Origin of the sequence: Flavobacterium movens (assembly GCF_039581425.1) — a bacterium.
Taxonomy (GTDB): Bacteria; Bacteroidota; Bacteroidia; order Flavobacteriales; family Flavobacteriaceae; genus Flavobacterium; species Flavobacterium luteolum.
Genome location: NZ_JBCPXY010000004.1, coordinates 349929 through 362737 on the forward strand (window position 1 = coordinate 349929; position 12809 = coordinate 362737).

General features: G+C 33.2%; 16 protein-coding genes. 4 read left to right on the forward strand and 12 right to left on the reverse strand.

Annotated elements, in window-relative coordinates; all coding sequences use genetic code 11:
* Positions 1-74: 74 nt before the first annotated feature.
* The 5 genes from AAYQ05_RS10085 to AAYQ05_RS10105 form a co-directional block, all read right to left on the reverse strand.
* A complete protein-coding gene (locus tag AAYQ05_RS10085; protein ID WP_343543072.1) occupies positions 75-512 on the reverse strand; it encodes a VOC family protein in 438 nt (145 codons plus the stop codon).
* 57 nt (positions 513-569) lie between these two features.
* Positions 570-1010 carry an SRPBCC domain-containing protein gene (locus AAYQ05_RS10090; protein ID WP_343543073.1) on the reverse strand — a complete coding sequence of 147 codons (441 nt, stop codon included), beginning with the start codon at positions 1008-1010 and terminating at the stop codon, positions 570-572.
* Between the two features lies 1 nt (position 1011).
* On the reverse strand, positions 1012-1422 hold the full coding sequence (locus AAYQ05_RS10095; RefSeq protein WP_177210886.1) for a VOC family protein: 411 nt from the start codon (positions 1420-1422) through the stop codon (positions 1012-1014).
* A gap of 120 nt (positions 1423-1542) precedes the next feature.
* A complete protein-coding gene (locus AAYQ05_RS10100) occupies positions 1543-1947 on the reverse strand; it encodes an SRPBCC family protein (protein WP_343543075.1) in 405 nt (134 codons plus the stop codon).
* A 36-nt stretch (positions 1948-1983) separates the two neighbouring features.
* Positions 1984-2394, reverse strand: a complete 411-nt coding sequence (locus AAYQ05_RS10105) for a VOC family protein (RefSeq protein ID WP_343543076.1) — start codon at positions 2392-2394, stop codon at positions 1984-1986.
* 141 nt (positions 2395-2535) lie between these two features.
* Here AAYQ05_RS10105 and AAYQ05_RS10110 point away from each other — a divergent pair, with 141 nt between their 5' ends.
* Complete coding sequence (locus AAYQ05_RS10110; protein WP_343543078.1) at positions 2536-3501, forward strand: GlxA family transcriptional regulator; 966 nt, start codon at positions 2536-2538, stop codon at positions 3499-3501.
* 161 nt (positions 3502-3662) lie between these two features.
* Here the strand turns inward: AAYQ05_RS10110 and AAYQ05_RS10115 are convergent, their stop codons facing one another.
* The 7 genes from AAYQ05_RS10115 to AAYQ05_RS10145 form a co-directional block, all read right to left on the reverse strand.
* A complete protein-coding gene (locus tag AAYQ05_RS10115) occupies positions 3663-4313 on the reverse strand; it encodes a murein L,D-transpeptidase catalytic domain-containing protein (protein WP_343543079.1) in 651 nt (216 codons plus the stop codon).
* Positions 4314-4447: 134 nt separating this feature from the next.
* Positions 4448-5680 (reverse strand): ATP-dependent Clp protease ATP-binding subunit ClpX, encoded by a 1233-nt coding sequence (gene clpX / locus AAYQ05_RS10120; protein WP_343543080.1) that lies wholly within the window; start codon positions 5678-5680, stop codon positions 4448-4450.
* Between the two features lie 168 nt (positions 5681-5848).
* Positions 5849-6523, reverse strand: coding sequence for an ATP-dependent Clp endopeptidase proteolytic subunit ClpP (gene clpP / locus AAYQ05_RS10125; protein ID WP_201998525.1), 675 nt, complete (start codon positions 6521-6523; stop codon positions 5849-5851).
* Between the two features lie 322 nt (positions 6524-6845).
* The gene (locus AAYQ05_RS10130) at positions 6846-8168 is read right to left on the reverse strand and encodes a trigger factor (protein WP_343543083.1); all 1323 of its coding nucleotides are present in this window, start codon (positions 8166-8168) and stop codon (positions 6846-6848) included.
* Positions 8169-8281: 113 nt separating this feature from the next.
* Positions 8282-8626 carry a phage holin family protein gene (locus AAYQ05_RS10135; protein WP_177210895.1) on the reverse strand — a complete coding sequence of 115 codons (345 nt, stop codon included), beginning with the start codon at positions 8624-8626 and terminating at the stop codon, positions 8282-8284.
* Between the two features lie 54 nt (positions 8627-8680).
* Positions 8681-9445: an alpha/beta fold hydrolase gene (locus tag AAYQ05_RS10140; RefSeq protein WP_343543084.1), complete on the reverse strand. Its 765-nt coding sequence runs from the start codon at positions 9443-9445 to the stop codon at positions 8681-8683.
* A gap of 26 nt (positions 9446-9471) precedes the next feature.
* Complete coding sequence (locus AAYQ05_RS10145; RefSeq protein ID WP_343543086.1) at positions 9472-10185, reverse strand: pyridoxine 5'-phosphate synthase; 714 nt, start codon at positions 10183-10185, stop codon at positions 9472-9474.
* Between the two features lie 115 nt (positions 10186-10300).
* Here AAYQ05_RS10145 and AAYQ05_RS10150 point away from each other — a divergent pair, with 115 nt between their 5' ends.
* The 3 genes from AAYQ05_RS10150 (at position 10301) to porG (ending at position 12809) form a co-directional block, all read left to right on the forward strand.
* Positions 10301-10960: a CBS domain-containing protein gene (locus AAYQ05_RS10150; protein ID WP_281631183.1), complete on the forward strand. Its 660-nt coding sequence runs from the start codon at positions 10301-10303 to the stop codon at positions 10958-10960.
* Between the two features lie 98 nt (positions 10961-11058).
* Positions 11059-11943 (forward strand): NAD kinase, encoded by an 885-nt coding sequence (locus tag AAYQ05_RS10155; RefSeq protein ID WP_281631182.1) that lies wholly within the window; start codon positions 11059-11061, stop codon positions 11941-11943.
* 173 nt (positions 11944-12116) lie between these two features.
* Positions 12117-12809, forward strand: a complete 693-nt coding sequence (gene porG, locus AAYQ05_RS10160) for a type IX secretion system protein PorG (protein WP_343543090.1) — start codon at positions 12117-12119, stop codon at positions 12807-12809.

The window sequence follows — 12809 nt, forward strand, 5'->3', positions numbered from 1 at the left end:
AAAGCACATTTTCATGTGCTTTTCAGAGTAATTTAACAATTATGCTCTACTATTAAAATAACGTAACTTTTACATTATTTCATTGGTTCATTTTTATCAAAACTCACCATCCAATTGATGCCGAATTTATCTTTAAACATTCCAAAGTAAGATCCCCAGAAAGTGTCATTCAATGGCATTTCTACTTTTCCTCCAGCTGAAAGTCCGTTAAAGATTTTATCTGCATCTTCTCTGCTTTCTGCATTAACAGAAACAGAAAAGTTATCTCCAAAACCGACATCTCCGTATCGTGGGTGGGTGTCGCTTCCCATTAAAATACTACTTCCGATTGGAAGAGATACATGCATGATTCGATTTAAAGCTTCTTCAGAAAGCACTTCGCCTTCTTCCGCTGGAGCATCTTTAAATTTTCCGATATACGGAAAATCTCCGCCAAAAACTGATTTGTAAAACAGAAATGCTGCTTCGCAAGTTCCGTTAAACATTAAATATGGATTTACTGCTGTTGCCATGATATTATTTTTTTAATTGTTAATTATAAATTATTAATTATCTGTTTTTCTTCTCATTTACTTTTCAGACAATTCTTTAATCAATTCCACCGCTTTAGGGAACGCATCTTTGAAATAATCAATATGTTTTTCAATTACATCTACTTCAACATGAAGATTTACAACATCTCCTTTTTGAGTTAATTTGTAAGTTTCCATTGCACCGCTCCATTTTTCAGTTTCCGCATTTGGTGGCACTTCTTTACGATCTTTGATTTCGCCAAGATGCTTAAAAGCCATATATTCATTCGGAATTTTAGTTTCAATCAAACTATTCATTCCATCTGCTCCGCCAGGTCCTAAAAAATAAATTTTGTCCCCTTCATTCCAAGTCGATTCGGCATAACTTCCTTCGGCAAAAACGCTTGTCCATTTTCTGTAGGTTTCATCGTCCCATAAGACTTTCCAAATCTTCTCTTTGGGAGCCCTTATCTCAATATTAAACACTAATTTTTCCATCTTAATCTGGTAATTTACTAAAATCCATAAATAAAACATTCCAACGATGACCGTCCAAATCGGTAAAACCGCAACCGTACATCCAGCCCTGACTTTCGGCAGGAGGAGCAAAAACGTTTCCGCCAGCTTCTTTGACTTTTTCAGCTAATTCATCAACTTCTTCTCTGCTTTCTGCGTCGATAGAAATCAAGACTTCAGAGCTTGAATTCGTATCTGTAACGCTGTTTTTAGAAAAACTTGAAAAAAGCATTTCTTCAAAAAGCATTATCACAAAATGTCCTTCACCTACAACCATGCACGTCGAACTTGGCGTATCATGCTGTTCATTAAACGAAAAACCTATTTTCCAGAAAAAGTCTTTCGCTTTTGCCACATCCTTTACAGGAAGATTCAACCATATTTGTTTTGTCATTTTTTGTTTTTTTTTGTTGGGTTAGATATTTATTTCTTTTTTAAACCATATAAGTGATGTAAGCTAATTTTAAGTTTGTAATCTTTGAACCTTTGTTACTTTGAGCCTATGAACCTAAAATTAATTAGCTTCAACGTAACTTTTAAAATTATCCAAAATCGCCTGCCAGCCAGCACGCTGCATTTCTTCTGGATTTTGTGTTTCTGGGTCAAAACTTTCAACAATTTCAACACCATCTGCCGTTTCTGTAAAAGTGATTTCAACCTTTCTTCCGTCTCCCAAAACATAAGATAACGCTTCGTTTGGCTTTACTAAAGTAAATTCACCTCCAAAATCAAAACTCATGCTTCCGTCTTTCGCAGCCATAGTCGATTTAAATTTTCCTCCTTCTCTCAAATCTGCTTCTGCATAAGGCGTGTGCCAATCAGGAGAGGCAAAGCTCCATTTTGTAATATGTTCTGGAGTATTCCAAAAATTCCAAACTTTATCAAGAGATGCATTAACGGTGTTCTTTATTGTTATCATTTTTTATTTTTTGTTTGATTTGTTCTTACTTAATTACTACATGTTCTCTGGAATCTGACTTTCATCCATAAAGAAAACTTCCCAGTGATGACCATCTACATCTAGAAAAGTTCTTTGATACATCCAACCATAATCATTTGTCTGATTATAATCTGTTCCACCCGATTTAATCGCTTTGTCCATCATTTCATCAACCTGCTCTCTAGTGTCTACAGAAATAGCAATAAGAGCTTCACTAGTTGTTGTTGAATCACAAATTTGTTTTTTGGTAAAGGTTTGATAAAACTCTTCTACCAAAATCATCACAAATATATTTTCATCAATAACCAAACAAGCTCCTTTTTCATTTGAGAATTTTGGATTGGTCGAAAAACCAAGTCCATTGTAAAAAGACACTGCCCTGTTTAAATCTTTTACAGCAAGATTTAAGAAGATTTTTGTTTTCATCTTTATAAAATTACGAATTAATTAAAACAAATTTAATTTTTTAAGATTACTTAAAAATACCAATAAAAGTCATTTTTAGGGGCATTTGAGACAATTTGCTTATTTTTGCATCTTACTGAAATTCCAAAAAACCAAAATATCATGAGCACGAAACTAGGATTAATCATACCTCACGATTATAAATTACTAAGCATCGCAGCCATATTAGAGGTATTCGAAACTGCTAATAAACTTACTCCTGAAACTGAAAAACCATTTGAAATCATGATTTTTCAATCGCAAGAACAAAACGATCAGGGAAATTTGTTTGGATATAAAAGCAACGCTATTGAAACTTCAGAAGTTATTCTAGACTTAATTTTAATTCCCGCTTTTACAACAGATAATATGAGCGAGATGATTAAAAAGAATAAAAGCTTTATTCCGTGGCTTCAAAAACAGCATAAGGCTGGAGCTGAATTAGCCAGTTTTTGCACAGGAGCTTTTTTGTTTGCCGCTTCTGGTTTATTGAACGAAAAGTTAGCCACAACACATGTTGACGCTTGCAGCGCCTTTACCAAAGCTTTTCCGATGGTAAAATTAAAACCTGAGGAAACTTTGACTGCTGACGGAAGTTTATATACCAGTGGAGGATCGACTTCAACCTTCCATCTATTGATTCTTTTGGTTCAGAAATTCTGCGGTAACGAAATGGCGGTCAAAATTGCTAAAATATTCTCAATCGATTTGAACCGATACAAACAAAGTTATTTCAGCACCTTCAGACCCAATCATTTACACAATGATTCTTTAGTTGCTCTATTGCAGCAAAAAATAGAAAATCAGTATCATTCTATTGAAAAACTGGAAGAGATCACAAAAGATATTCCAACAAGTGCCCGAAACATGACACGTCGTTTCAAACAAGTGACAGGAATTCCTCCTATAGAATATTTACAGAATATTAGAGTCGAAAGTTCGAAGAAATACCTAGAGCAAACGCAGCTTTCTATTTCAGAAATTATAGAAAAAACTGGCTACAACGACCCAAAAGCATTTAGAAAAGTGTTTTATAAAATGGTCGGCATGAAACCAATTGAATATCGAGAAAAATTTAGAGTGCAGTAATTTTTAGAAACAGATCAATTCATTTTCATCAGAACATTTTGTCCTTCTCTACACTGTATTCCCGATAAACAAAAACTACGGCTAAAAAGCCTTGTTTTTCTAAATCGGGAGATGCCGTTTCGATCAGGGCTAAAATAGAACTTTTGTTTTTCAGCATTACTTTAAGACTTAACAATCCAAAGGAGTACTTTTTTATTGGCTTTCAAAAGTTCATCGATTTCTCTCATGCTCTCGTTTGAAACTGCAGGACAACCCCAACCCTCTGGCGTTCCTTTTGGATAAACTTCATCATCTGACACCTCTTCCCAAGAATGCAAAACAATGGCACGTTTTCGTGCATTAAAATTGCTTTTTTCTTTTCCTTGCAAAACATAATTTACCTTTATTCCCCACTGACTTACGCCACGATCCAAAACAACATATTTTCCAACCGAAAAACAATGCGAATCAAATTCGTTACTTGTCTTTGCGTTATCTTTAGAATAAGTCCCTCCCCATTGATTATCTCCACAACCATGACTCACCATATATGATTTTGAAACTTCTTTCTTTTCAAAATCGTAAACAAAAAATCGTTTATAACCAGAATGTAATCCGAGGTCAATCAAAATAAATTTATCTTGATTTAAATTATTGACTTTACAATAGTATGCTGCTTCTTTATAATAATTGTTGTAATCAACTTCAACACGAGGTTTTTCTAATAAAGCCACTTCACTTTTATGCTTATTTTCAGAAACAACTATTCTATTGCTTTCTTTATTGCAAGAAAAAATAAAAGCCAAACAAATTATAAAAAGCATTTTCTTCATATCAAATATTTAATCAAAAGCACAAACGAAAATAAGGTTAAAAAAGTGTATAAAAAAACCTGCTCAAAAAAATGAGCAGGTTATATAATTGAACTTTATCAAAGTTTTAAATTTTGATAAAGCTATTTTTAAAGTTAAGAAGCAATCTCCATACGTTTCAATAAATTTTTACTTAACGTATGTTCTGCATATTCTTTGTCGATTGTCAAACTGATATCGTCAGATGTTGGCAGTTCGTACATGGCATCTGTTAAGATAGCTTCACATAAAGAACGTAATCCACGCGCACCCAATTTGTACTCTAACGCTTTATCCACAATAAAATCTAAAGCTTCATCGGTAATTGTAAACTCAACATCATCCATTAAGAATAATTTCTGATATTGTTTGATCAACGCATTTTTAGGCTGTGTCAAAATTGCACGAAGCGTTGCTTTATCCAAAGGATCCATGTGCGTTAAAACTGGTAAACGCCCAATAATCTCAGGAATCAAACCAAAGTCTTTAATGTCTTTTGGAATGATATATTGCAATAAATTATCTTTATCTATATTATCAACATTTTTAGAAGTTGAGTAACCAACTGCCTGACGGTTTAGACGTTTTGAAATAATACGCTCTACTCCATCAAAAGCACCTCCAGCAATAAATAAGATATTTTGAGTATTTACCTCAACAAATTTCTGATCCGGGTGTTTACGTCCACCTTTTGGCGGTACGTTTACCACTGTTCCTTCCAATAACTTCAATAATGCCTGCTGAACACCTTCTCCAGAAACGTCACGAGTAATTGATGGATTATCGCTCTTACGGGCAATTTTATCAATTTCATCAATAAATACGATTCCTCTTTCTGCTTTTGCTACATCATAATCTGCAGCCTGAAGCAAACGAGTTAAAATACTTTCAACGTCTTCTCCAACATATCCAGCTTCTGTTAATACTGTCGCGTCAACAATAGCCAACGGAACGTCTAACATTTTAGCAATAGTTTTTGCTACTAATGTTTTTCCTGTTCCTGTCTGACCAACCATGATGATGTTACTTTTTTCGATCTCTACTTCATCGTCTAATTGCTGTTGCATTAAACGCTTGTAGTGGTTGTAAACCGCAACCGACATTACTTTTTTTGTCTGGTCTTGACCAATAACATATTGATCTAGGAAAGCTCTAATTTCTTTTGGTTTCTTTAAAATTAAGTCACCAACTAGTTTCGCGCTTCCGTTAGATTTTAATTCTTCTAAAACAATTCCATGTGCCTGTTCAATACACTTATCACAAATATGTGCATTGATACCAGCTATTAATAAATTAGTTTCTGGCTTCTTTCTTCCACAAAACGAACATTCTAATACTACTTTTGCCATTCTTTATTTAAGTTACTAAGCTGCAAAGATACTAAGTTTCTAAGCTTTTCAATTAAAACTTTAAAACTTAACTCCTTACAGCTTAATATTTTTATTTTTTTATTTAAAATTTAAATCGCAAAGAACACTTAGAACCTTAGTGTCTTAGCAACTTAGAAGCTTAAAAGATTATCCTCTTCTTAATACTTCATCAATCATTCCGTACTCTTTTGCTTCGTCTGCTTTCATCCAGTAATCACGCTCACTGTCTTTGTGCACTTTGTCAAAAGTTTGTCCTGAATGTTGAGAAATGATGTTATATAATTCATCTTTTAATTTCAACATCTCGCGTAAGTTGATTTCCATATCTGTTGCAACTCCTTGTGCTCCTCCAGATGGCTGGTGAATCATTACTCTTGAGTGAGGCAATGCAGAGCGTTTTCCTGCAGCTCCTGCGCATAATAAAACTGCTCCCATAGAAGCCGCCATTCCTGTACAGATTGTTGCTACATCTGGTTTAATGTATTGCATAGTATCATAAATTCCTAAACCTGCATAAACACTTCCTCCTGGCGAGTTTAAGTAAATTTGAATATCTTTTGAAGCATCAGCGCTTTCTAAAAATAACAACTGAGCCTGAACGATATTAGCAATCTGATCGTCAATACCTGTTCCTAAAAAGATAATTCTGTCCATCATTAATCTTGAGAAAACGTCTAATTGAGAAATATTCAATTGGCGCTCTTCGATAATATATGGAGTCATGTTTGTTGGTGTCATCGCTGCTACGATTTTATCGTAATACATTGCGTTTACTCCTTGGTGCTTTGTAGCAAATTTTTTGAATTCTTTACCGTAGTTCATATTTTTAGTTTAAAGTTGAAAAGTCTAAAGTCAGCATGTGACTTAAACGAATTAAACAAAGTTCATACCTTTTTATAAGAGATGCCAATTTGTCTGAAACGTTTCTTTTGTTTCAAGTTTAAGGTTTCAAGTTAACTGAAGAAAACATGAAACCTGAAACCTTAAACTTGAAACAAAAAAAAGAACGTCAACAGAATCAAAAATTCCATTGACGTTCAAATATAATTATTTTTATCTTTCAGTTTCTGTAATAAAATCTTAATTTTTAAAAAGTATGTCTCTTAACTTTTGACTTTACAACTTTTAACTTTCAGACTAAAATTTATTCTCCGTAAGAAGCTGCAATAAATTCTTCGTAAGTAACCTCTTTTGTAGTTGGGTTAGCTTTTTCTTTGAAGATATCTAACATTTTAGCTGCTACAACTTGCTCAGAAAGTCTTTTTACTTCGTCTTGGTTAGATAAAACTCTAGCCACGATTCCTTGAACTTCTTCGTCAGTTGGGTTTGTTTGACCAAATTGAGCCATTTGCTGTCTGATTGCGTTTGATGTAAACTCTTTCAAGTCATCAAATGTAATTTGGATATTGCTTTGAGCTAAAGCTTTTCCTTCGATTAATTGGAAACGTAAACCTTTTTCAGATCTTGCGTATTCAACTTCAGCTTCTTCTGCAGTTAATTTTTTCTCTCCAACAGTTTGCAACCATTTTTTCAAGAATTCAGCTGGCAAATCGAATTTTGTGTTTTCGATCAAGAAATCCTGAACATCTAATAATAATTTTTGGTCCGCTTGCTGAGCGAATTGAGATTCAGCGTCTTCTTTAATTTTAGCTTTTAAATCTTCTAAAGAAGCTACTTTTCCTTCACCAAAAAGTTTATCGAATAATTCTTGGTTTAATTCAGCTGGCTCAGAACCATTGATAGCGCTGATAGTAAAGTCTACTTCAACATCTAAACCGTGAACACCTTCGTGACCTACTTTTAAGTAATCCATTAATTGGTGATCGTCTTCAAATAAACCTTTTGTGCTTACTGTAACAACATCTCCAACTTTTTTACCTGTGAATTGTTTTTGAGCTTTTTTGCTGAATGCATCTACAGAAATTGTAGTTGTATTGTTGATTCCGTTTGCTTCGTTTGAGAAAGTTCCAGTTAAATCAGATTTAGCATCAGAAACTTCTTGAGGAACTGCTTTTCCAAATTGTTTTTGGATACGCTCAACTTGTCCATCGATTAATTTATCGTCAGCAGTAACAATATATTTTACGATATTATTTTTAGCTTCAAGATCAATTTCAAAATTTGGCACTAAACCAATTTCGTATTCGAAAGTTAATTCTTCAGCATCCCAGTTAAAATCTTCGTTTACTTTAGCAAGAGGAGTTCCTAAAAGATTTAATCTTTCAGATTGAATATAACGCTCTAAAGCCAAATCAACTACTTTTTTGATCTCTTCTTGCTTAATAGCTTTTCCGTATTGTTTTTCAACAAGATCTTTAGGCACTGCCCCTTTTCTAAATCCTTTTACTTGCGCTAAAGGCATTTTTTCGTTAATTCTTTTTGCTACTTGACCTTTATAATCCATATGAACAACGTTCATAACGATTGTCTCGTTTACAGCGTCTATTGCTACTCTTTTAATATCCATCTTCTTCTTTAATTTACATAATAAAATTGGGTTGCAAAATTATAAAATTTTTGCAACCCAACCAAGTTTTTAATCTATTGTATTTGAAGCAGTTTTAATCTGCTACATTTGTTTTATTTATCATCTCCAAGTATTTTATAAGTAATAGATTGAAGTATAGACAAAATAATACTAAATAGTAATGCTGTCCAAAATGAATTTACTGCAAAACCGCCCACAATATTAGTGCACAGTAAAATAATTATCGCGTTGATTACCAGTAAAAACAAACCTAAAGTAACAAAAGTAACCGGCAAGGTTAAAATCACTAAAATTGGTTTTATAAAAACGTTCAGCAATCCTAAAACTACTGCAACAATTACAGCCGTACCAAAACTAGCAACATGAACCCCAGTCAAAATATTAGATAATAATAAAACCAAGGCAGCAGTAACAAGGAGTCTAAGTAATAATTTCATAGTTATTCTGGTTTAAAATTTATTTAAAAGTACTAATTTTTTAATCAAAAATAACTACTCTTTTAAAAAGGTAGCAGTCAATTCAAAAAACATTTTCGGATTTTCTGCATGAAGCCAGTGCCCTGCATTTGGAATGGTTTCTAATTTTAGATTTGGAAAATGCTTGCGAATTCCATCAAGATCAGCATCTTGAATATAGCCAGAATTTCCGCCTCTAATAAATAATGTCGGATTATTAAAAACTAAATGATCTTCCAAAGGTTTTCCAATAGCATCGAGATTATTATTAAATGCTTCAAGATTAAATCTAAAGGCCAATTGTCCTGGCTCTTTCCAATATAGATTTTTCAATAGGAATTGTCTTGTTCCAAAATCCGGAACATATTGAGACACTATTTCCTCTACATCATTTCGGCTTGGTTTTACCGAAAAATCGACAGCATTTAATCCTGCCAAAATCTCCTGATGATGTTGTTTGTAGAATCTTGGACCAATATCTGCCACAATTAATTTATCTACAATCTCTGGATGTGTGGTTGCAAAAAGCATTGCTACTTTCCCCCCCATTGAATGTCCGAGAATATCAATTCGTGTTAGATTATTTGCCTGACAATATTCATAAACATCTTGAACCATGGCTTCATAACTCCATTCATTTGAATGAAAACTGCGTCCATGATTTCTTAAATCTAAAATATGAACCTGAAATCCTGCTTCTACATATTGCCCTGCCAAAGTTTTCCAATTGTCAGACATTCCAAGAAATCCGTGCATGATGACAAGCGGTTTTCCTTCGCCTTCTATTTTTGAGTATAACATTTACTTTTTAGTTTTACTTTGAAAAATTATTTCAATTTATTCAGATACATGTTTACCGTATTATCTAACCCAAGGTAAAGTGCCTCTGAAATCAAGGCATGACCAATAGAAACTTCCAGTAAACCAGGAATATTTTGCTTGAAAAATTTAATATTATCTAAACTTAAATCATGTCCGGCATTGATTCCTAGACCTAATTCGTTTGCCAATTCTGCAGCTTTAGTGTACGGATCAATTCCTTTTTCGTTTCCTAAACTATATTGGTGCGCAAAAGATTCCGTATACAATTCGATTCTATCTGTTCCTGTTTTTTTTGCTCCTTCAATCATTTCTAAAATTGGATCAACAAAAATTGATGTTCTGATTCCGTTTTTTTGGAACTCTTGGATAACCTCAGTTAAATATTCTTGATTTTTAATCGTATCCCAACCTGCAGAAGAAGTTATTGCTCCAATTGCATCTGGAACTAAGGTTACCTGATCTGGTTTGCATTCTAAAACCAAATCAATAAAATTATGCTGCGGATTTCCTTCAATATTATATTCTGTGGTAACAACTGCTTTCAAATCGCGCGCATCCTGATAACGAATATGACGCTCGTCTGGACGTGGATGAATAGTAATTCCCTGCCCTCCAAATCGCTGAATATCTGCAGCTACTTTTAATAAATCTGGAACATTTCCGCCACGGGCATTTCGAAGCGTTGCTATTTTATTGATATTTACACTTAATTTTGTCATATAAATAGATATTAATTCTAGTAACATTATATTTGTTACGACAAAAATACAAAGTAAAACAGAGCGGTTTTCGGTATTTTTTGATTATTTTGCATCAAATATCTTCAATTGATTTATGACAGAAATTACAAACTATATCACAAACGATTTCAGAGCGATTGACAGTCAGGAAACGATAGCCTCGATTCAGGACTTTTTTATCGATGTAAATTTTTCTCATTTTCCGATTTTGGAAGACGGTGTTTTTATTGGAAACATCTCTTCTGACGATGTTGAAACATTTGACACTGAAAAAAAAGCAGTTGATTATAAATATACTTTAGAACGTTTTTTCGCCAGAAAATCGATGATCTGGCTAGATGTTCTAGAAGTTTTCGCAAAAAACCACACCAATCTTCTCCCAATTCTTGATGAGAATAATAATTACGTAGGTTATTATGAAATGGAAGACATCATGAAATTTTTTCAAGAAACTCCATTTTTAAAAGAACCTGGTGCTATTATTATTGTGCAAAAAGGTCTTTTGGATTATTCTATGAGCGAGGTGACCCAAATTGTAGAAAGTAATAATGGAAAAGTTTTAGGATGTTTTGTCTCTGAAGCTGATACAGAAAATGTTCAAATTACTGTAAAAATTGGTTTAGGAGCAATCAATGAAATCATTCAGACTTATAGAAGATATGGATATGAAATTATTTCAGAACATCAGGAAGACAACTATATTAACAGTCTAAAAGAGCGATCAGATTATTTAGACAAATATCTCAACATATAAATTATGAATGTGCCAATGGGAGAATTAGTTAATTAGATAATTTTCGCATTTCCAAATTATCTAATTTACACATTGACAAATTATCTAATTTACAACGAATGAAAATAGCCATTTACGGACAATATTATCAGAACAGTACCGAACCTATTATAAAAGACATATTCAATTTCTTCAATGCCAACAACGTCGAAATGGTAATTGAAGAAAACTTCTTGAACATGCTTTATGAAAAACAGCTTGTAAAAAAAGAATACAAAACTTTTTCACCGAGTACTGCTTTAGACAATAGTTTCGAAATGCTGATAAGTATTGGAGGTGACGGTACGATTCTTAGAGCCGCTGCATTTGTTCGAAATTCCGGCGTTCCTTTATTAGGAATTAATGCTGGAAGATTAGGTTTCTTGGCTAAAGTTCAGAAAGAAAACATTGACATTTTACTTCAATATGTTATTAGCCAAAATTATACAACTTCTGAAAGAACCTTATTAGGCTTAACTTGCGAACCTTATAACAAAGCTTTTGAAGAACTTAATTTTGCAATGAACGAAGTTACTGTGAGTAGAAAAGATACCACTTCGATGATTACTGTCGAAACATATTTAAATAATGAATATCTAAATTCTTATTGGGCTGATGGTTTAATCATTTCAACACCAACAGGTTCTACAGGATATTCTTTAAGTTGCGGTGGACCAATTTTAACACCAGATGTCAAAAGTTTAGTTATTACACCAATTGCACCACATAATTTAACCGCCAGACCTCTAGTTATTCCAGACGACACAGAAATTACATTGCGCGTATCAGGAAGAGAAGACCAGTATTTGGTTTCTTTAGACTCAAGAATTTCTTCTGTGAAAAACGAGTCTATTTTAAAAATTAAAAAAACAGATTACAAAATTAAAATGGTCGAAATACCAGGCGAAACTTTCTTAAAGACGTTAAGAAACAAACTGCTATGGGGAGAAGATAAAAGAAATTAAACTCTTTTCTGATTCTTCACTATACGATAATACCACATTTTCTCGTTCTGCATGTAGTGAATCATCATTAAATGGCTCAAAATCATAACGTAAATTGAAAAAAAAGCACATTTAACTAAAGGAACTTTGATTCGTATTGATAATTATTATATTTGCACGCAATTTTGAATTAAATGAAGAAAATTTTTAATTTATTGTTATGTTTTTTCCCCCTTATTACACTAAATGCTCAAATCAATGAGATTGGTGTCTTTTTTGGCGGAAGTAACTTTGTAGGCGATGTTGGAAAAACAACTTACATCTCCCCAGAAAAACCAGCTTTTGGTGTTCTTTACAAGTGGAATAGAAGCCCAAGACATGCTTGGAGATTTTCTTACATGCAATCAAACATTAGCGGAAATGATTTTAAATCAGATGAAACAGGAAGAAATCAGAGAGGCTATCGCTTTGACAATGATATTAAAGAATTTTCTGCTGGACTAGAATTCAATTTTTTCGATTTTAATCTGCATGATTACCATACTAAGATAACTCCTTATGTCTTTACCGGTTTAAATTACTTTATTTTTGACAACTTGTACAGATATACTTCAAACCCAAACGTAATATACGCTCAAAAAAACCGTAGTTCTGCAGCAATACCAATTATATTAGGTATAAAATCTAATATCTCGCCTCGTTTTGTTTTAGGAGCCGAAGTCGGAGCACGTTATACCTTTACAGACAACATTGACGGAAGTAATCCTAATACAAGCAATACACAAATCCTAAAATTTGGAAATTTAAATAATAATGACTGGTATGTTTTCTCAGGTCTTACTTTAACGTATACCTTTGGACAAAAACCTTGCTATTGCCCAGAATAA